This is a genomic window from Methylobacterium endophyticum (assembly GCF_050591105.1).
GTDB lineage: Bacteria > Pseudomonadota > Alphaproteobacteria > Rhizobiales > Beijerinckiaceae > Methylobacterium.
This window is the reverse complement of sequence record NZ_JBNHES010000007.1, coordinates 109,614-128,664: the sequence shown is the minus strand read 5'-3', so window position 1 is coordinate 128,664 and position 19,051 is coordinate 109,614. Positions and strand designations below refer to the sequence as shown.

The window sequence follows — 19,051 nt, the reverse complement described above, 5'->3', positions numbered from 1 at the left end:
CTCGTCGTCTGTGAGAATTGTCACGATGACCAGCGGGCGCCGGACTCGTCGCCACGGGAGCGATCGAGGGCCGGCGCGAGCAAGGTACATCCCTGAAAAAGCGGCCGGTTTCCTCGGGGCTGACGGCCCTCCGCACGGCTATGCGCTCAACACATCGCGCGCGATCTGGGGCAAAGTCGGCGGCCACGCATGCGTGTCCCCATTGCTGGACGGCAGAACGGAGAGGATGACTTCAATCGCTACCCGGCCGGATTGCGCAAAGCCGGTCGCAAACAGGACCGTGACCGCCGACGGGATGGCGCCCCCGCAACCGGGCCGGGCAGGCGGAGCGAACGCTGTGATCGGCGAGCGGCAAAGGCCGCGAACTCCAGCATCGAGGATCATCGACGATCCTTCTTGTGGAGTTTCGGGCAGCCGGCGCATTCCGCGCCCCGCAAAATCCCGTAAGCCATTGAAAGACTGGTGGGCGGTGACGGGCTCGAACCGCCGACCCTCTCCGTGTAAAGGAGACGCTCTACCAACTGAGCTAACCGCCCTGCCCGTCCTCGACGCCTCGGAATCGCGTACCGGCCGGGGTCTGGTAGGCGATGGCCGGCCTGCGAGGCAAGGCCCCTCGTGCTTTCCGTCCGTCATGGAAGAGCCCCCGGAGGCGCTGGTCCTCCGGGGGCTCTCTTCATCGGCCGCGCATCTCGCGCCCGTCAGTGGGCGACGATGGTGGCCCCGTCCTCTTCCGTACGCACGGGCTTGGCCGCCGGCAGCGGCTCGTCCCAGGAGATCGGCTCGGGCTGGCGCACGAGGGCGTGCTTCAGCACCTGATCCATGCGGGAGACGGGGATGATCTCCATCCCATTCTTCACGCTGTCGGGCACCTCGGCGATGTCCTTGGCGTTGTCCTCGGGGATCAGCACCGTCTTGATGCCCCCGCGCAGCGCCGCGAGCAGCTTCTCCTTGAGGCCGCCGATGGGCAGGATGCGGCCGCGCAGCGTCACCTCGCCGGTCATCGCCACCTCGCGGCGCACCGGAATGCCGGTGAGCGTCGAGATGATGGCGGTGGCCATGGCGATGCCGGCCGAGGGCCCGTCCTTTGGGGTCGCCCCCTCGGGAACGTGGACGTGGATGTCCCGGCGCTCGAACAGCGGCGGCTCGATGCCGAAATCGATGGCCCGCGAGCGGACATAGCTCGCCGCCGCCGAGATCGATTCCTTCATCACGTCGCGCAGGTTGCCCGTGACCGTCATCTTGCCCTTGCCGGGCATCATGACGCCCTCGATCGTCAGCAATTCGCCGCCGACCTCGGTCCAGGCCAGACCCGTGACCACGCCCACCTGATCGTCCGCGTCGATCTCACCGTAGCGGAACTTCGGCGGCCCGAGGAATTCGGGCAGGGTCTCGGGGTTGACCTCGACGGCCTTCGCCTTGGTGAGCAGGATCTCTTTCACCGCCTTGCGGATGAGGTTCGAGAGCTCGCGCTCCAGGTTGCGCACGCCGGCCTCGCGCGAATAGCGCCGGATCAGCATGAGCAGGCCCGCGTCGGTGATCGCCCATTCCTTCTCGTCGAGGCCGTGCTTCTTGAGCGCGCTCGGGATCAGGTGACGGCGGGCGATCTCGACCTTCTCCTCCTCCGTGTAGCCGGCGATGCGGATCACCTCCATGCGGTCCATCAGGGGCGCGGGGATGTTCAGCGTGTTCGCCGTCGTCACGAACATCACGTTCGACAGGTCGTAATCGACCTCGAGGTAATGGTCGTTGAAGGTGGCGTTCTGCTCGGGGTCGAGCACCTCGAGGAGCGCTGCGGACGGATCGCCGCGGAAATCCATGCCCATCTTGTCGATCTCGTCGAGCAGGATGAGCGGGTTCGAGGTCTTGGCCTTGCGCATCGACTGGACGATCTTGCCGGGCATCGAGCCGATATAGGTCCGGCGGTGACCGCGGATCTCGGCCTCGTCACGCACGCCGCCGAGCGACATGCGCACGAACTCGCGGCCCGTCGCCTTGGCGATGGACTTGCCCAGCGAGGTCTTGCCGACACCGGGAGGACCGACGAGGCACAGGATCGGGCCGGTGAGCTTGTTGGCGCGCTGCTGCACGGCGAGGTACTCGACGATCCGGTCCTTGACCTTCTCCAGGCCGAAATGGTCCTCGTCGAGCATGCGCTGCGCGGCGGGGAGGTCCTTCTTCATCTTCGAGCGCTTGTTCCACGGGATGCCGAGCATCCAGTCGAGGTAGTTGCGCACCACCGTGGCCTCGGCCGACATCGGCGACATCTGGCGCAGCTTCTTCAGCTCGGCCATCGCCTTGTCGCGGGCTTCCTTGGTGAACTTGGTCTTCTCGATCTTGTCCTCGAGCTCGGCCAGCTCGTCGCGGCCGTCCTCGTCGCCGAGTTCCTTCTGGATCGCCTTCATCTGCTCGTTGAGGTAGTACTCGCGCTGGGTCTTCTCCATCTGCCGCTTGACGCGGGTGCGGATGCGCTTCTCCACCTGGAGCACGGAGATCTCGCTCTCCATCAGCGACAGCACGCGCTCGAGGCGCTGCGCCACGGTGGGGATCTCGAGGATCGCCTGCTTGTCGGCGATCTTGACCGCGAGATGCGAGCCGACGGTATCGGCGAGCTTCGAGGGCTCGTCGATCTGGGTGACGGCGGAAACGACCTCGGGGGAGATCTTCTTGTTGAGCTTCACGTAGTTCTCGAACTCGGAGATCACCGAGCGGGCGAGCGCTTCCGCCTCGACGCTGTCGCCGAGCTCGTCGGCGAGCGTCACGGCCTCGGCCTCGTAATACTCGTCCGAGCGGACGAAGCCGGTGATCTGCGCGCGGCCGCCGCCCTCGACCAGCACCTTCACGGTGCCGTCGGGAAGCTTCAGGAGCTGGAGCACGCTGGCCAGCGTGCCGATGGTGTAAATCGCGTCGGTGGCCGGATCGTCGTCGCCGGCATTGATCTGCGTGGCGAGGAGGATGTGGCGGTCGGTCTTCACGGCCTCCTCGAGGGCGCGGATCGACTTCTCGCGGCCGACGAAGAGCGGCACGATCATGTGGGGGAACACGACGATGTCGCGCAGCGGCAGGACGGCATAGGCGCCCGTCGAGCCCGGAACGACCGGCTGGCGTGCTTTCGACTGAGTCATGGCTGACGTAACCTCTTGATGGACGCCCGGCGTTCGCTCCTCCGAATCGTGGAGCAAGCATCCTGCCAGGGGCCGACCGGGCCGCGAGGGTCGGGACGCGTCTGAAAAAGACTTTTGCGGCTGGTGGCCCGGCACCGCACCTCGAAGGGAGCGTAGGGCCACCGGGCTGAACCTGAAGTGGTCTCCGAGCCCGCCGGTTTCAAGCGGCGGGGCCGGGGCCCGTCACCGGAGCGCCCGATCCGGGATCGGGCGCCCGTCCTCTCGTTCAGGCGCTGACGCTCGCCGGCGCTTCCTTGTTGCGGTCGCCGTGGATGTAGAGCGGCCGCGACTTGCCCTCGACCACCTCGGGGCCGATCACGACCTGCTCGACCGAGTCGAGACCCGGCAGGTCGTACATCGTCTCCAGCAGGATGGTCTCCAGGATGGAGCGCAGGCCGCGCGCGCCGGTCTTGCGCTCGATGGCCTTGCGGGCGACGAGGGAGAGCGCCTCCTCCTGGAAGGTGAGGTCGACGTTCTCCATCTCGAACAGGCGCTGGTACTGCTTGACGAGCGCGTTCTTCGGCTCCTGAAGGATGCGCTTGAGGGCGACCTCGTCGAGGTCCTCGAGCGTCGCCAGTACGGGCAGGCGGCCGACGAACTCGGGGATGAGGCCGAACTTCAGCAGGTCCTCGGGCTCCACCGAGCGGAAGATCTCGCCGGTGCGGCGGTCGTCGGGGGCCTGCACGCTCGCGCCGAAGCCGATCGAGGTGCCCTTGCCGCGCTGGGAGATGATCCGCTCCAGCCCCGCGAAGGCGCCGCCGCAGATGAACAGGATGTTCGTGGTGTCGACCTGGAGAAACTCCTGCTGCGGGTGCTTGCGGCCGCCCTGCGGAGGCACGGAGGCGACGGTGCCCTCCATGATCTTCAGGAGCGCCTGCTGCACGCCCTCGCCCGAGACGTCGCGGGTGATCGACGGGTTGTCGGACTTGCGGGAGATCTTGTCGATCTCGTCGATGTAGACGATGCCGCGCTGCGCCCGCTCGACATTGTAGTCGGAGGCCTGGAGCAGCTTGAGGATGATGTTCTCGACGTCCTCGCCGACATAGCCGGCCTCGGTGAGCGTCGTCGCGTCGGCCATGGTGAAGGGCACGTCGAGGATGCGGGCCAGCGTCTGCGCGAGCAGCGTCTTGCCCGAGCCCGTCGGCCCGATCAGCATGATGTTCGACTTCGCCAGCTCGACGTCGTTGTGCTTCGTCGCGTGGGCGAGGCGCTTGTAGTGGTTATGCACCGCGACCGAGAGGACCTTCTTGGCGAAGTCCTGGCCGATGACGTAATCGTCGAGGACGCGGCGGATCTCCTTCGGGGTGGGGACGCCGTCGCGGGATTTCACGAGGGAGGATTTCGACTCCTCGCGGATGATGTCCATGCACAACTCGACGCACTCGTCGCAGATGAACACCGTCGGGCCCGCGATCAGCTTGCGGACCTCGTGCTGGCTCTTGCCGCAGAACGAGCAGTACAGCGTGCTCTTGGAGTCGTTGCCGCCAGCCTTGCTCATATCGGTCTCCGATTCGTGCGCACGCGCCGGCCAGGGGCACGCGCGCATCGTTCAAACGTAAGGATGCCCGCCTAAAGAAACAGTCACCTGCGGCCACACCTCGCGGTGTTTCGACACAAGCGGCCATGCAAACACGCTGCCGCGTCGGATTCAAGGCGGACGCGTGGCCGCACGGCGCGGGATGCGCCGCGCGGGCCGTCGATGGTCACGCGGCGGCCGGCTCCGGCCGCTTCTGGAGCACCTCGTCGATGAGGCCGAACTCCTTGGCGGCGTCGGCCGTCATGAAGTTGTCGCGCTCCAGCGCCTGATGGATGGTCTCGTAGTCGCGGCCCGTGTGCTTCACGTAGATCTCGTTGAGGCGCTTCTTGAGGGCCTCGATCTCGCGGGCGTGGATCAGGATGTCGGTGGCCTGGCCCTGGAAGCCGCCGGAGGGCTGGTGGACCATGATGCGCGCGTTCGGCAGGGCGAAGCGGTGCCCAGCCTCGCCGGCGCAGAGCAGCAGCGAGCCCATGGAGGCGGCCTGGCCGACGCAGAGCGTCGTCACCGGGCAGCGGATGAACTGCATGGTGTCGTAGATCGACAGGCCCGAGGTCACGACGCCGCCGGGGGAGTTGATGTAGAAGGAGATTTCCTTCTTCGGGTTCTCGGCCTCGAGGAACAGGAGCTGCGCCACGATGAGCGACGCGCCCTGGTCCTCGACCGGCCCGGTGAGGAAGATGATTCGCTCGCGCAGCAGGCGGGAATAGATGTCGAAGGCACGCTCGCCGCGGCTCGACTGCTCGACCACCATCGGCACGAGCGAGTTGTGGAAGTAGTCGACCGGGTCTCTCATCATCCTGATCCTGCCCCTTAGGCTCGAAGGGACCCGGCCCCGCGAATCACGCAGGGCCGGGCACGTTCAGCGAAACACGGCGACGCTTAACGCCGCCTCACATGTGCCCGCCGCCCTCGACCGAGGCAGTGCCCGAATGACGGGGCGGGTTTACTCGGCCTTGTCGGCCTTGCTGTCGGCATCGGCCGAGGCATCGTCCTCCTCGTCGGCGAAGAGCGCCTCCTTCGAGACGGGCTCCTCGACGAGCGTGACCTGACCGAGGACGTGGTCGACGACCTTCTCCTCGAACAGCGGCGCCCGAAGCTCGGCCAGCGCCTGTGCGTTCTTGCGATAGAAGTCCCAGACCTGCTGCTCCTGGCCCGGAAACTGCCGGACCCGAGCGATGAGGGCCTGGTTCACCTCCTCGTCGGAAACCTTGATATCGGCGCTCTCGCCGACCTGCGCAAGCACCAGGCCGAGCCGGACGCGGCGCTCGGCGATCTTGCGGTACTCGGCCTGGGCCTTCTCCTCGGTGGTGTCCTCGTCCTCGAAGGTCTTGCCGCGGGTCTTCAGGTCCTGCTCGACCTGGGCCCAGACGCTGGCGAACTCCTGGTGCACCAGGCTCGGGGGCAGATCGAAGGCGTATTTGGCATCGAGCGCGTCGAGCAGCTCCTTCTTGAGCTTGCGGCGCGACGCCGCCTCGAAATCGGTGCCGATGGCGTTGGAGACCGCCTCGCGCAGCTTCTCCAGGCTCTCCATGCCGAGCCCCGTGGCGAAGGCGTCGTCGATGACGACCTCGCCCGGCGCCTGGACCTTGGTGACGGTCACGTCGAACTCGGCGTCCTTGCCGGCGAGATGGGCCGCCTGGTAGCCCTCGGGGAAGGCGGTCTTCACGAGGCGGCTCTCGCCGGCCTTGGCGCCGACGAGCTGCTCCTCGAAACCGGGGATGAAGCTGCCGGAGCCGAGTTCCAGGTCCACGCCCTCGGCCTTGCCGCCCTCGAACTCGACGCCGTCGATGCGGCCGACGAAATCGATGGTGACGCGGTCGCCGGTCTCGGCGGCGGCGCCCTCCTCGCGCTCGGCGAAGGGCTTGTTCTGGCCGGCCATGCGCTCCAGCGCCTCGTCGATCTCGGCGTCCGACGGCTTGGCGACGAGCTTCTTCAGGCTGACGTCGGAGAGGTCGGCGAGCTCGAAGGTCGGCAGCACCTCGAGGGCCACCTTGAAGGCGATGTCGCCCTTGGCATCGAGCGCCTTGTCGACGACGCCCTTGTCCTCGGGGAACTCGATGCGCGGCTCGAAGGCGAGCTTCAGGTCGTTCTCGGAGACGATCTTCTGGTTGGCCTCGTTGACGGCGTTCTGAAGCACGTCCGCCATCACGGACTTGCCATAGAGCTTGCGCAGATGGGCGACCGGCACCTTGCCGGGGCGGAAGCCCTTGATCTGCGCCTTGTCCTTCAGAGCCGACAGTTCCGTCGTCAGGCGGTTTTCGAGCTCGTCGGCACCCAGCAGCACCTGAAACTCGCGCTTCAGTCCCTGGGAGAGTGTCTCGGTCACCTGCATCGTCGTTGTCCGCTCTGTCGTCCGTTGATCGTTGTCGTCGAATTCGCTCGCCGCCGCCTCGGAGGGCGCGGCCCAGCCGTATCCCGTCCGGGCGAGGAGGAAGGCCGAAGCGGTCGGGAAGGCGCTGGTGCGGGCGGAGGGGCTCGAACCCCCACGTCTTGCGACACTGGAACCTAAATCCAGCGCGTCTACCAGTTCCGCCACGCCCGCAAGCGTCCGCAATCGGGCCTGCCCGGCCGCCGGAGCGCGGGTCTATACCATGCGCGGCGAAGGCCGCAGCAAAAAACTTGGACCCGGATTCCCCTGCCCTCCCGCGCGCTGTGGCGCCGCCGGGGCGGCGCCGCTACAAGCGGCCTCCCGACGCGCGCCCGAGGTGCCATGCCCCCCTCCCGACCGTCCGCCCCGACACCGTCGTCCCGCCCCTCGCGCAGGGTGCTCCTCGGCGGCGCCCTGATCGGGCTGTTTCCGAGCCTGGCGCTGGCCCAGGCCGCCGGCAAGCCGGCCCCCGCGAAGGCGCCGGCCGCCGCCCCTCCTGCGGCCGCGCCTGCGAGCGTGCCGGAGGCCCGGCCCCTGGTCGCCGGCCCCGGAAAGCTCCGGTTCAAGCCCGAGCCCGCGCCGGAGACGCCGGTCTGGTGCTTCGACGGCAAGGCCGCGCCTCCCGTCCTGCGGATCAGGCTCGGCGAGACCCTGCGGGTGAAGGTCGAGAACAGGACGGACAAGCCGCTCTCCCTGCACTGGCACGGGGTGCGCAACCAGAACGCCATGGACGGCGTCGGCGGGGTCACGCAGCCGGCGATCGCGCCGGGGGCCGACTTCACCTATGCCTTCACCCCGCCCGATGCCGGCACCTTCCTGGTGAAGCCCCTCGTCGTCGGCGGATCGAGCGAACCCTCGGGACGCGGACTCGCCGGGTTCCTGGTGGTCGAGGAGCTGAAGCCGCCCTCCGTCGATGCCGACCTGACTCTGCTGATGCAGGACGTCCGCCTCCAGGAGGACGGCACCCTGATGCCGTTCGGGCAGGTGCCCCTCGCCGCCGCCATGGGCCGGCTCGGCAACCTCGTGACCCTCAACGGCAAGCCGGTGCCCGAGGCTGTCGAGGCGCGGCCCGGCAGCCGCTTCCGGCTGCGGCTCGGCAATGCCTGCAACGCGCGCGCGACCCGCATCCGCTTCGACGGCATGAAGGTCTATGTCGCGGCGGTCGACGGCCAGCCCACCGACACCTTCGAGCCGCTGCGCGCCACCCTGCCCTTCGCGCCGGGCTCGCGCTACGACCTCATCGTCGACCTGCCCCCCGAGCCGGACGCCAAGGGCGCGATCACGGCGCTCGTCGGCGGCGGCCTCGTCCTCGCCAGCGTCGTGACCAAGGGCGCGCCGATCACCGAGAAGCGGCCCCCCATCGCCCCCATCGGCGAGAACAAGCTGCTGCCGGCCGAGGTAAAGCTCCAGAACGCGTTTCGACGCGACATCATCATCACGGGCGGCGCTACGGTCGCGAAGGACGCGCCCCAGGCCGAGCCGGTCTTCACCGGAGACCCCCAGAAGATCTGGGCGGTGAACGGGGCCAGCGGCGTCGCGGGCTCGGGCGCGCTGTTCTCGGTGAAGCGCGGGCAGGTGGTGGTGCTGGCGGTCCGCAACGACACCTCCTTCCCGCAATCGGTGCACCTGCACGGGCATGTCTTCCGCCTGCTGCACCCCCTCGACGACGGCTGGGAGCCCTACTGGCTCGACACCTTCCAGCTCCTCGAGGGGCGCACCGCCCGCATCGCCTTCCTCGCCGACAACCCCGGCCGCTGGCTCATCAGCTCCACCGTGATGGAGCGCTTCGACACGGGGCTGTGGACCTCCTTCGACGTCACCTGACGAGACCCGCGAGCACCGCCGGCATCAGCTCCGGGATGTCCTCGGCGATCAGGCCGGGGCCGTGGCGAAGGCCGGCGTCGCCGTGCAGCCAGACCGCCGCGCAGGCGGCCTCGAACGGCGCCATGCCCTGCGCCAGCAGCCCCGCGACGAGCCCGGCGAGCACGTCGCCCGAGCCGGCCGTGCCGAGGACGGGGCTGGCGTGGTCGTTGATCGCGGCCCGGCCGTCGGGGTCGGCGATCACGGTGTCGGCCCCCTTCAGCACGACCACCGCGCCGGCGATGCGCGCAGCCCGGCGCGCGGCCTCCAGCTTGCCGATGCCCTCCGCCACCGCCTCCGTGCCGGAAAAGAGCCTGGCGAACTCGCCCGCATGCGGCGTCAGCACGGCCCGCGCGTCGCCGTCCGCGAGGTGGCCGGCGAGATCCTTCACGGCGCCCTTGAAGCTGGTCAACGCATCGGCGTCGAGCACCAGCGCGCGCCCGGCGGAGGCCGCGACCGCCACGAGGTCGCGCGTCGCCGCCCCGGTGCCCAGGCCGGGGCCGGCGACCACCACGTTCAGGCGCTCGTCGGTGAGTAGGTCGTCGAGATCGTCCGCGCTGTCGCAGGGGCGCAGCATGATCGCGGTGAGATGGGCGGCGTTCTCGGGCAGCGCCGCCTCGGGGGAGGCCAGCGTCACCAGCCCCGCCCCGACGCGCAGCGCTCCGCGCGCCGCGAGCCGCGCCGCCCCCGTCCGATAGGGCGGCCCTGACAGAACCAGCACATGCCCGCGCGTGTATTTGTGGCTTTCCGGGCCGAGCAGGGGAAAGGCCGTCCCCCACAGGCCCGGACCGTTGCGGTAGCTCGGGGCACCGGCGGCGAGGCCCGCCGCGAGCGCCGCCGGACCCGTGCCGATATCGGCCACATGCAGCCTTCCGCATAAGGAGCGGCCGGGCTCCAGCAAGTGGCCCGGCTTCGGCACCACGAAGGTCACGGTCTCATCCGCCCTCACGGCGGCGCCGCGCACCGCGCCGGTCTCGCCGTCGACCCCGCTCGGCACGTCGACCGACAGGACCGGGCGCCCGCTCGCGCCGATCCGCTCCGCCAGCGTCTTCGCTTCCCCGTCGAGGTCGCGCGACAGGCCGGCGCCGAACAGGGCGTCCACGATCAGGTCGTAGCCGCCGAGATCGTCCGCCCCCGCGCCCTCCGTCAGCGGCCCGTCCCATTCCCCGGCGGCCAGCGCGGCGTCCCCCGAAAGCGCCTCGCGCCGCCCGAGCAGCCGCAGGTCGACCCGGTGGCCGGCTTGCGCGAGCAGGCGCGCCGCGACGACGCCGTCCCCGCCATTGTTTCCGGGGCCGCAGACCACGAGGACGCGGGCCCCCTCGGGCGCCATCCCTCGCGCCGCCCGCGCCACGGCGGCGCCGGCGTTTCGCATCAGGGCGATGCCGGGGGTGCCGCCGGCGATCGCGGCCGCGTCCACCGCCGCCATGGCGCGGGGGGAGAGGAGCACCGCCCCCGCGGGACCGGCCGGCTCGGACCCGCTGCCCGCGCTCCGTTCAGCTTCTGCCACGCCAACGATCCTTCTCTATCATTCCGCATAAAGCTTGTGCGGCGATTGCCGACGAACTGAGCAGGTTCCTGCGACGGGCCGGGAAATCGGCGTGGCGGAGCCCCGCGCGCGATGCTACCAATTCCCCATGGCGCAGCGTGGGTTCGGGTCCTCCGGCATGAAGAAGATCGAGGCGATCATCAAGCCGTTCAAGCTCGACGAGGTGAAGGAGGCCCTCCAGGAGGTCGGCCTCCAGGGCATCACCGTGATCGAGGCCAAGGGCTTCGGCCGCCAGAAGGGCCATACCGAGCTCTACCGGGGCGCGGAATACGTGGTCGACTTCCTGCCCAAGGTGAAGCTCGAGATCGTGCTCCCCGATTCCCTGGTGGAGGGCGCGGTGGAGGCCATCCGCAAATCGGCCCAGACCGGCCGCATCGGCGACGGCAAGATCTTCGTCTCGACCATCGAAGAGGCGATCCGCATCCGCACCGGCGAGACCGGCCCGGACGCCATCTGAGGCGGATTTCCGGCGAGACCGTCACCGCCTCGTCATCGGACCGGCCCACGGAAGGCTGCGGAAACGCGCCGATCCGAGACAATCGGCTCGCAAAGCCTTGCCGATCCGCGCGTTAGCCAGTTCCTCCCGCACGGCCGACGCTGTACAGGACATGCCCCGCGCGTGCCCCGGCGCCTCGCGGACAAAGAACCACGGCTGAACGCCGAGACCCAAGGAGAGACCCCAAGGATGGCTAAGACGGCAGCGGACGTCCTGAAGGACATCAAGGACAACGACGTCAAGTACGTCGATTTCCGGTTCACCGACCCGCGCGGCAAGTGGCAGCACGTCACCTTCGACATCTCCCTCGTCGACGAGGAGATCTTCACGGACGGCACCATGTTCGACGGGTCCTCGATCGCCGGCTGGAAGGCGATCAACGAGTCCGACATGCTGCTGATGCCGGACCCGGCGACCGCCTGCATGGACCCGTTCTTCTCGGCCTCCACCATGTCGATCGTCTGCGACGTGCTCGAGCCCTCCACCGGCCAGCCCTATGCCCGCGACCCGCGCGGCACCGCCAAGCTCGCCGAGGCGTTCCTGAAGTCGTCGGGCATCGGCGACACCATCTTCGTCGGCCCAGAGGCCGAGTTCTTCGTGTTCGACGACGTGAAGTTCGGCGCCGACCCCTACCACACCGGCTTCCAGCTCGATTCGACCGAGCTGCCCAGCAACGGCTTCACCGACTACGAGGGCGGCAACCTCGGCCACCGCATCGCGACGAAGGGCGGCTACTTCCCCGTGCCCCCGCAGGATTCGGCGCAGGACATGCGCGGCGAGATGCTGGCCGCCATGCAGTCCATGGGCGTCAAGGTCGAGAAGCACCACCACGAGGTGGCGAGCGCCCAGCACGAGCTCGGCATGAAGTTCGACACGCTCACCCTGCTCGCCGACCACATGCAGATCTACAAGTACTGCATCCACAACGTCGCCCAGAGCTACGGCAAGACGGCGACGTTCATGCCCAAGCCCGTCTACGGCGACAACGGCTCGGGCATGCACGTCCACCAGTCCATCTGGAAGAACGGCAAGCCGCTCTTCGCCGGCGACAAGTATGCCGACCTCTCGCAGGAGTGCCTCTGGTACATCGGCGGCATCATCAAGCACGCCAAGGCGCTCAACGCCTTCACCAACCCCTCGACCAACTCCTACAAGCGCCTGGTGCCCGGCTACGAGGCCCCCGTGCTGCTCGCCTACTCGGCGCGCAACCGCTCGGCCTCCTGCCGCATCCCGTGGACGACGAACCCGAAGGCCAAGCGCGTCGAGGTCCGCTTCCCCGATCCGATGGCGAACCCCTACCTCGCCTTCTCGGCCCTGCTGATGGCCGGCCTCGACGGCATCATCAACAAGATCGATCCCGGCCCGGCCATGGACAAGGACCTCTACGACCTGCCCCCGCGCGAGCTGAAGAAGATCCCGACCGTGTGCGGCTCCCTGCGTGAGGCGCTCCAGAGCCTCGACAAGGACCGCGCCTTCCTCAAGGCCGGCGGCGTCTTCACCGACGACCAGATCGACTCCTTCATCGAGCTGAAGATGACCGAAGTGATGCGCTACGAGATGACCCCGCACCCGGTCGAGTTCACGATGTACTACTCGCTCTGAGAAGAGCCTGGAGCCGCGTCTCGACGCGCAGTCTTTTCCGACGGCGCCGGAGCCTTCCAAGGGCTCCGGCGCCGTCACGTTTCGGCGAAGGAAGCCCCGTACGGACCCGGCGAAGGCACGCCTTAAGACATCGTTAACCCAACCGTGCTGGCCTCCATCCCCAGCGACCGGACGACCGCCAGCGAGCGCCCCGGAGCCGGCTGACGGCGCGCGCGGGGAAGGCAGGCGAGGGTGGCGGGTGCGATGGATCGGCGGACAGGCGACGGCGCCCGGACTTCGCGCGCCGCGACGCTGCGCTGGGCGCTCCTGGCCGCCCTCCTCGTGTTCGCGAGCGCTTGGGGCGGCATCGCCTTCACCCGCAGCTCGGAGCGCATCGCCACGATCTGGATCGCCAACGCCATCCTGCTCGCGATGCTGCTCAAGACGCCGACGCGGCTCTGGCCCGCGCTGGTCCTCGGCGGCGGCGCGGGCAACCTCGCGGCGAACCTCGTCACGGCGGACGCGCCGCCGATCGCGGCCGGCCTGGCGCTGTGCAACCTCCTCGAGGTGCTTCTCGTCGCGGTGCCTCTGCGGCGCTGGCTCAAGGCCGATCTCGACCTGTCCCGCCTGGAGCACCTGACGGTTTTCGTCCTGCTCGCCGGGCTCGTCACGCCGGCCGTGGCGGGAGGCTGCGCCGCGCTGATCCTGGAATTCGCGAAGGCGGCGCCGGCGGCGGCGGTCCTGGCGATCTGGTATCCGGCGGACGCCCTGGGCTTCCTCGTGGTCACGCCCCTCGCGCTGATGCTGCGCATCGAGGACGTGCGCCATCTGGCACGCTCGGAGCAGCGCCTCGAGATCGTCCTCTGGTTCGCGGCGCTCCTCACCGTCACCGGCTTCGTGTTCCTGCAAAGCCGCTATCCGCTGCTGTTCCTGCCGATGGCCACCCTCGGGCTGATCGCGGCGCGCCTGGGCTCCGGCGCCACCGCGCTTGGAATCGGGCTCGTGGCCGTCACGGCCATGGTGGCGACGGTCCGCGGCCAGGGGCCGATGATGCTGGTTCCGGGCGACTTCGCGAGCCGGGTCCTCGTGCTCCAGGTCTTCGTGGCGGCGACGGTGCTGTCCAAGCTGCCGCTCACGGCGCTGCTCAGCACGCGCACGCGCCTGGAGCGCGAGGTCTCCCAGGTGAACGCGCGCCTGACCCTGGCCGAGACCATCGCCGGCATCGGCAACTGGCGCTACCTGCCGGCCACGGGGGAGATCATCTGGTCGGCGGGCGTCTTCCACATCCACGGGCTCGATCCCGCGACCCATGTTCCGACCCTGGAGACGGTGGTAGCGGCCTACCATCCCGACGACCGGGACGAGGTGGCGCGCTGGCTTCGGGGGAGGGACGCGCAACAGGGCGAGCACACCCTCGCCCTGCGGCTCGTCCGCGGCGACGGGGCGCTGCGCCACGTCTCCTGGCGCGGGCTCCGCGAACGGGGCCCGGACGGCGAGGTGACGGCCCTGTTCGGCACGATCACCGACGTCACCGAGCTGCGCGAGGCCGAGCGCGCGGCGCGCGACAGCGAGGCCCGCTACCGCCTGCTCGCCGACAACTCCACCGACATGATCACGCATATGGACCTGGCGGGCCGGCGCCTGTTCGTGTCTCCGGGCGCGCGCGACCTGCTGGGCCACGAGCCGTCCGAGCTCGTCGGCACCTCGCCGCTGGAGATGATCCATCCCGACGACGCCGATGGCCTGAGGCGCGTCCTCGGCGAGCTGTCCGGCGGCGACATCGGCCGGGCCGTGACCGTCAACCGACTGCGGCACGCCGACGGACGCTGGATCTGGGTGGAGGCGTCGCTGCGCCTGCTGCGGGGAGAGGACGGGCGGCCCTCCGGGTTCGTCGCCTCGATCCGCAACATCATGGACCGCAAGCGCGCCGACGAGGCGCGCCAGGACAGCGAGGCCCGCTACCGCCTGCTCGCCGACAACACCTCGGACCTGATCGTGCTGGGCCACGCGGACGGGCGCCGCTCCTACATCTCGCCGGCCGTCGAGACGATGCTGGGCTACGGCCTGGAGGAGGCCCGCGGCATCGGCATGCGCGACTGGATCCATCCCGAGGACATCGCCACGGTCTTCGCGACGACGCAGGGCCTGTCCGCCGCGCGGCCCGCCGCCGTGGCCACCTTCCGCCTGCGGCACAAGGCCGGGCACCATATCTGGGCCGAGGCCGCCTTCCGGCGCGTCGAGGACGGCAGCGGCTCCACCGTCGTTTCCGCGATCCGCGACGTCACCGAGCGCGTCGAGCAGGCGGAACGGCTCCGGCAGGCCATGGTCGCGGCCGAGTCGGGCGCGCGGATCAAGGCGGAGTTCCTGGCCAACATGAGCCACGAGCTGCGCACGCCGCTGACCGGCATGCTCGGGGTCCACGACCTGATCCAGAGCGATCCGGCCCTCAGTCCGCGCCAGCGCCATTTCGTCGAGCTGGCGCAGGAATCCGGCCGGGCGCTGCTGACCATCGTCAACGACATCCTCGACTTCTCGAAGATCGAGGCCGGCCAGATGGCGATCGAGCGGGTACCGTTCTCGTTCCGGGAGATGGCGGAGAGCTGCCGCCGCCTCGGCACCGAGGCGATCAAGCTCGACGGCGTGGCGCTGACCACGGAGATCGACCCGGAGGTGCCCGACCTGCTGCTCGGCGATCCGACCCGGCTGCGGCAGGTGCTGCTCAACCTCGTGACCAACGCGATCAAGTTCACCGGCGAGGGCACGGTGCGGATCCGCGCGCGCTACGCCGACGGCCACCTGCTCATGGCGGTGAGCGACACCGGCATCGGCATCCCGGCCGACGCGCTCCCCCACCTGTTCGAGCGCTTCAGCCAGGCGGACGGCTCGACCGCGCGCCGCTTCGGCGGAACCGGCCTCGGCCTCTCCATCTCGAAGCGCCTGATCGAGCTGATGGGCGGATCGATCGGCGTGGAGAGCGTTCCGGGCGAAGGCTCGACCTTCCGCTTCCGGGTGCCCCTCGCCAGCGCCGAGCGGGACAGGCGCGCAGGCCCCCGGCCGGCGGGGCTCGCAGCCTGCCCGGTCCATGGCCGGCGCATCCTCGTGGCCGAGGACAACGCCATCAACCGGGAGATCATCCTCACCGTCCTCTCCCAGAAGGGCCACCGCGTGACCCTCGCCGAGGACGGCGAGGCGGCCCTGCGCGCCTTTCGCCGGGAGAGCTTCGACGTGGTGCTCATGGACGTCCAGATGCCCGCCATGGACGGGCTCGCCGCCACCGCCGCGATCAGGGCCTGGGAGCGGGAGGAGTCGCGGGACGCCACCCCCATCGTGGCATTGACCGCCAATGCCCTGGCCGAGGAGGTCTCCCGCTGCCGCGCCGCCGGCATGGACGCGCATGTCGCCAAGCCGATCGACTGGACGACGCTGTTCGGCACCATCGAGCGGCTCTGCCCCTCCCCGCCGGAGGCCGCCGCCGAGGGGCCGGCGCGGGAGACGGCGGAACCGCCCGTGCTGGACGGCGACGCCCTCGCCGAACTGGTCTCCCTGCTCGGCCCCAACAAGATCGCGGCGATGCTGGTCTCGTTCCGGCGCGACATCGAGCGCCGCCTCGCCCTGCTCGGGGCGGCGGAGGCGACGGAGGAGGACCTGAGCGCCCACGCCCACGCCGTCACCTCCCTGGCCGGGCAGCTCGGCTTCATGGAACTCTCCGCCGTCTGCGCCGGGATGCAGGCCCCTGCCGGCGGCGGCCTCGACCGGATCGCGACGCTGCGCTCGGCCGCCGACCGCGCCCTCGACGCCGCCGCCGCCTCGCCCTACGCCACGGCGGCGTGAGGCGGACCGGCCGAGACGGGGACGGGAGGCATCAGCCGCCGGCCATCACCAGCGCCCAATAGCGCTTGTAGCGGGTGTCGGGCGCGTCGACCCGCGCGATGCCGGCCCGGCGCAGCTGCGGCATCAGCATGTTGCGGTTGTGCTCGGGCGAGTTCTTCCAGCGCGCCAGCACCTGATCGAAGGTCTCCGAGCCGGCGCTCAGGTTCTCGGCGGCATAGGCCTTGGCGAGGCCGGCCTGGGACATGCGCGAGGTGAAGGTGCCGCCGATCTCGTGGCTGAGCCGCCCGGCCCGCGCATTGGTGCCGGCCTGATAGGAGGCCGCCTTGACGAGGCCGGGATCGAGCACCACCGGCCCGAGGCCGTGCTCGGCGCGATAGCGGGAGATCGCCGCCACGGCCGCCTGCTCGTCGAGGATCACCGGACTCGCCGCATGGTCGGCCTCGCCGAGGATGGTCGGTCCCCCGCATCCGCCGAGGGTGAGCGCGACGAGCCCGGCGGCGAGCGCGGGCGCAAGGAATCGGACGGCGAACGGCATCGGGGCGGCAACCCTGTCTCACGAAGGAGCCCCGGCCTTTCCGGGCGGATGCGGCGAAACAGCGGCACCGAGCCGACCCGGCGAGTCCCGGCCGGCGGGCGTTGCACCGGGGCGACAGCCCGAGGCGGCGGCGGGACGGAACGTCCTACAGCGAGAGGATCAGGTCGAGCCACTTGGCCCGGCCGTGCTCGCGCGTCAGTTCGTGCTCGAACAGCATCTCGCGGGCGCGCACGCCCATCTTCCGCGCCGTCGCCGGGCGCGACAGCAGGGAGCCGACCGCGTCCGCCAGCCCGGCGGGATCGAAGAAGTCGACGAGCTTGCCGCCCTCGCCGCCGTCGAAAAAGTCCCGGACCGGGCTGGTGTCGGACAGCACGAGCGGGCGCTCCAACGCCATCGCCTCCAGCAGCGACCAGGACAGCACGAAGGGGAAGGTGAGGTAGACATGGGCCGAGGAGGCGCCGATCACCTCGTGGAATCGGCGCGGTTCGAGCTTGCCGAGCACGCGCACCCGCGCCGGATCGAGCCCGCCGACCTCCTCGCGAAACACCTCCAGCCAGGTCCGCCCGTCCGTCGGCGTGGCGCCGTAGCCGCCCTTGTCGGAGCCCACGATGACGACGTCCGTCGTCGGGTCGGCGGCGAGCAGGCGCGGCAGGGCGCGCATGAAGATGTGGAAGCCGCGATGCGGTTCGAGATGCCGCGCCGCGAAGGTGACGGCCCGGCGCTCGCCCTTGGCGGGCCGGGGGCGCGGCGGCGGGGCGGGAGGCACCTCGATGCCCTCGTGGATGACGCGCATCCGGCCCGAGAGGAAGTCCGGGAAGGTCGCGCGCTGCCAGTTCGTGGGCGCGACGCAGATGTCGGCGTCCTCGAGGCTCGCCAGGGTGATCGCGTTGCGCGCCCGCATGCGGTGCAGGATCTCGGGGGTCGTGACCGTGAACTCGGGGTCGAAATCGACCTCGCCGCCGCTGCGCATGTAGTAGAACTCGCAGTAGCAGACGATCTTCGCCTTCGGGAACAGGTCCCGCATGTAGAGCGATTCGCCCCAGCCCGGATGGGCGACGATCACGTCGGGGACGAAGCCGTCGTAGCGCAGCGCGCGGGCCGCCGCTGCCGCCCCCGCCGCGAAGGACGCCTTGGCGGCGAGGTCGTCGAGGACGATGTCGCCGCGCGGCTCGATCAGCGGCGGCATGTAGCGGCGGTAGCGCAGGCCCGGCCGCGCGTAGGGGTTGGTGCCGATGCCCGCGAGCGCGACGTCCCCGCGCGCCTCCAGGGCTTCGAGGACGGCCGAGAGCTGCGAGGGGAAGGACTGGTGGACGAGCAGGACGCTCAGCGGCATTCGGACCTGCGTTCGAAAAGCACGTTGCGGGCGGCCTCATCCGGCGGGGCACCCTCGCGGCAGCTTAGCGCGACCGGCATGAAGAAACCCGCCGACGCGGCGGACAATCCGCCGTGACGGCGCCGCGGTCCGGCCGCCGGGGGGCCGCTCTGATCGGTCCCCCTACTCCGGCCGGCCCTGCGCCGGCTGCGGGGAGGCGGGCTCGGGAAAGACGGCCCTGGGCATGAGCGCGCAGGCCCAGAGGTCGTAGCTCTGCCCCTTGCGCATCACCACCTTCGAGAAGCCCGCCTCCATCAGCAGGCGTCCCAGCCTCTCGGCGGAAAAGGCGGTCTTGTGGGCCATGAAGTGGTTGCCGGCGCGGATCGAGTCGCGGTGGCCGTAGAGCATGTCCAGCGCCGTGATCGGGCCGGCCGGAGACATGTAGGCGACCTGATCGAGCTTCCCCTCGGCGACGAGCTTGGCGATCGCCTCGACATCCGGCGTGGTGATGAGGGCGATGCCGTCCGGCTTCAGCACGCGCCGGAACTCGGCCAGCGCCTTCGTCGCCTCGTGGTCGTAGAGATGCTCGATGTTGTGGGAGGACCAGACCGCCTCGACCGACTCGTCGGTGAAGGGGGACAGGTCCGTCACCGAACCGATCACGTCGGGTTTCACCCTCGGATCGAGGTCGACCCGGATCTCGCGCCAATGCGGGCCGCGAAAGCTCGGATGCAGACGCTCCGGCGCGTAGATGCCGCATCCGACATGGAGAACGACCCGCTTCCGCTCTTGGGCGGCGAGGCCGACGGGACCCTCGGTCAAGC

At 69.9% G+C, this 19,051-nt stretch carries 12 protein-coding genes and 2 tRNA genes; 4 read left to right on the top strand and 10 right to left on the bottom strand.

Annotated elements, in window-relative coordinates; translation table 11 throughout:
- Positions 1 to 460: 460 nt before the first annotated feature.
- The 6 genes from ACP56T_RS10390 to ACP56T_RS10365 form a co-directional block, all read right to left on the bottom strand.
- Positions 461 to 536, bottom strand: a tRNA-Val gene (locus ACP56T_RS10390).
- A 162-nt stretch (positions 537 to 698) separates the two neighbouring features.
- Positions 699 to 3,122 carry an endopeptidase La gene (gene lon, locus ACP56T_RS10385; protein ID WP_430912076.1) on the bottom strand — a complete coding sequence of 808 codons (2,424 nt, stop codon included), beginning with the start codon at positions 3,120 to 3,122 and terminating at the stop codon, positions 699 to 701.
- 265 nt (positions 3,123 to 3,387) lie between these two features.
- Positions 3,388 to 4,659 (bottom strand): ATP-dependent Clp protease ATP-binding subunit ClpX, encoded by a 1,272-nt coding sequence (gene clpX, locus ACP56T_RS10380; RefSeq protein WP_430912075.1) that lies wholly within the window; start codon positions 4,657 to 4,659, stop codon positions 3,388 to 3,390.
- A gap of 205 nt (positions 4,660 to 4,864) precedes the next feature.
- Positions 4,865 to 5,491 (bottom strand): ATP-dependent Clp protease proteolytic subunit, encoded by a 627-nt coding sequence (locus ACP56T_RS10375; protein ID WP_430912074.1) that lies wholly within the window; start codon positions 5,489 to 5,491, stop codon positions 4,865 to 4,867.
- Between the two features lie 150 nt (positions 5,492 to 5,641).
- Positions 5,642 to 7,030: a trigger factor gene (gene tig / locus ACP56T_RS10370; RefSeq protein WP_430912073.1), complete on the bottom strand. Its 1,389-nt coding sequence runs from the start codon at positions 7,028 to 7,030 to the stop codon at positions 5,642 to 5,644.
- Between the two features lie 125 nt (positions 7,031 to 7,155).
- Positions 7,156 to 7,240, bottom strand: a tRNA-Leu gene (locus ACP56T_RS10365).
- Positions 7,241 to 7,408: 168 nt separating this feature from the next.
- On the opposite strand from ACP56T_RS10365, the gene ACP56T_RS10360 reads away from it, so the two are divergent.
- Positions 7,409 to 8,890, top strand: coding sequence for a multicopper oxidase family protein (locus ACP56T_RS10360; RefSeq protein WP_430912072.1), 1,482 nt, complete (start codon positions 7,409 to 7,411; stop codon positions 8,888 to 8,890).
- Here the strand turns inward: ACP56T_RS10360 and ACP56T_RS10355 are convergent.
- Entirely contained in the window at positions 8,883 to 10,373 is a 1,491-nt protein-coding gene (locus tag ACP56T_RS10355; protein WP_430912119.1) for an NAD(P)H-hydrate dehydratase, read from the bottom strand. The two genes, ACP56T_RS10360 and ACP56T_RS10355, sit on opposite strands and share 8 nt — an antisense overlap.
- Positions 10,374 to 10,590: 217 nt before the next feature.
- Between ACP56T_RS10355 and ACP56T_RS10350 the strand changes: the two genes are divergently transcribed.
- The 3 genes from ACP56T_RS10350 (at position 10,591) to ACP56T_RS10340 (ending at position 16,380) form a co-directional block, all read left to right on the top strand.
- Complete coding sequence (locus ACP56T_RS10350) at positions 10,591 to 10,929, top strand: P-II family nitrogen regulator (RefSeq protein WP_430912118.1); 339 nt, start codon at positions 10,591 to 10,593, stop codon at positions 10,927 to 10,929.
- Between the two features lie 228 nt (positions 10,930 to 11,157).
- On the top strand, positions 11,158 to 12,570 hold the full coding sequence (glnA, locus tag ACP56T_RS10345) for a type I glutamate--ammonia ligase (RefSeq protein WP_430912070.1): 1,413 nt from the start codon (positions 11,158 to 11,160) through the stop codon (positions 12,568 to 12,570).
- 243 nt (positions 12,571 to 12,813) lie between these two features.
- Entirely contained in the window at positions 12,814 to 16,380 is a 3,567-nt protein-coding gene (locus ACP56T_RS10340) for a PAS domain S-box protein (RefSeq protein WP_430912069.1), read from the top strand.
- Between the two features lie 31 nt (positions 16,381 to 16,411).
- On the opposite strand, the gene ACP56T_RS10335 is transcribed toward ACP56T_RS10340, so the two are convergent.
- The 3 genes from ACP56T_RS10335 to ACP56T_RS10325 all read right to left on the bottom strand — a co-directional run bounded on the left by ACP56T_RS10335 (position 16,412) and on the right by ACP56T_RS10325 (position 19,049).
- Positions 16,412 to 16,915: a CAP domain-containing protein gene (locus ACP56T_RS10335; protein WP_430912067.1), complete on the bottom strand. Its 504-nt coding sequence runs from the start codon at positions 16,913 to 16,915 to the stop codon at positions 16,412 to 16,414.
- Positions 16,916 to 17,060: 145 nt separating this feature from the next.
- Positions 17,061 to 18,248 carry a glycosyltransferase gene (locus ACP56T_RS10330; RefSeq protein WP_430912066.1) on the bottom strand — a complete coding sequence of 396 codons (1,188 nt, stop codon included), beginning with the start codon at positions 18,246 to 18,248 and terminating at the stop codon, positions 17,061 to 17,063.
- Between the two features lie 162 nt (positions 18,249 to 18,410).
- On the bottom strand, positions 18,411 to 19,049 hold the full coding sequence (locus tag ACP56T_RS10325; protein ID WP_430912065.1) for a class I SAM-dependent methyltransferase: 639 nt from the start codon (positions 19,047 to 19,049) through the stop codon (positions 18,411 to 18,413).
- Positions 19,050 to 19,051: the final 2 nt, after the last annotated feature.

Coding starts and splice junctions, on each gene's coding strand:
- tig (WP_430912073.1), bottom strand. CDS start 7,030: ATGCAGGTGACCGAGACACTCTCCCAGGGACTGAAGCGCGAGTTTCAG.
- ACP56T_RS10360 (WP_430912072.1), top strand. CDS start 7,409: ATGCCCCCCTCCCGACCGTCCGCCCCGACACCGTCGTCCCGCCCCTCG.
- clpX (WP_430912075.1), bottom strand. CDS start 4,659: ATGAGCAAGGCTGGCGGCAACGACTCCAAGAGCACGCTGTACTGCTCG.
- ACP56T_RS10335 (WP_430912067.1), bottom strand. CDS start 16,915: ATGCCGTTCGCCGTCCGATTCCTTGCGCCCGCGCTCGCCGCCGGGCTC.
- lon (WP_430912076.1), bottom strand. CDS start 3,122: ATGACTCAGTCGAAAGCACGCCAGCCGGTCGTTCCGGGCTCGACGGGC.
- ACP56T_RS10350 (WP_430912118.1), top strand. CDS start 10,591: ATGAAGAAGATCGAGGCGATCATCAAGCCGTTCAAGCTCGACGAGGTG.
- ACP56T_RS10330 (WP_430912066.1), bottom strand. CDS start 18,248: ATGCCGCTGAGCGTCCTGCTCGTCCACCAGTCCTTCCCCTCGCAGCTC.
- glnA (WP_430912070.1), top strand. CDS start 11,158: ATGGCTAAGACGGCAGCGGACGTCCTGAAGGACATCAAGGACAACGAC.
- ACP56T_RS10340 (WP_430912069.1), top strand. CDS start 12,814: ATGGATCGGCGGACAGGCGACGGCGCCCGGACTTCGCGCGCCGCGACG.
- ACP56T_RS10375 (WP_430912074.1), bottom strand. CDS start 5,491: ATGAGAGACCCGGTCGACTACTTCCACAACTCGCTCGTGCCGATGGTG.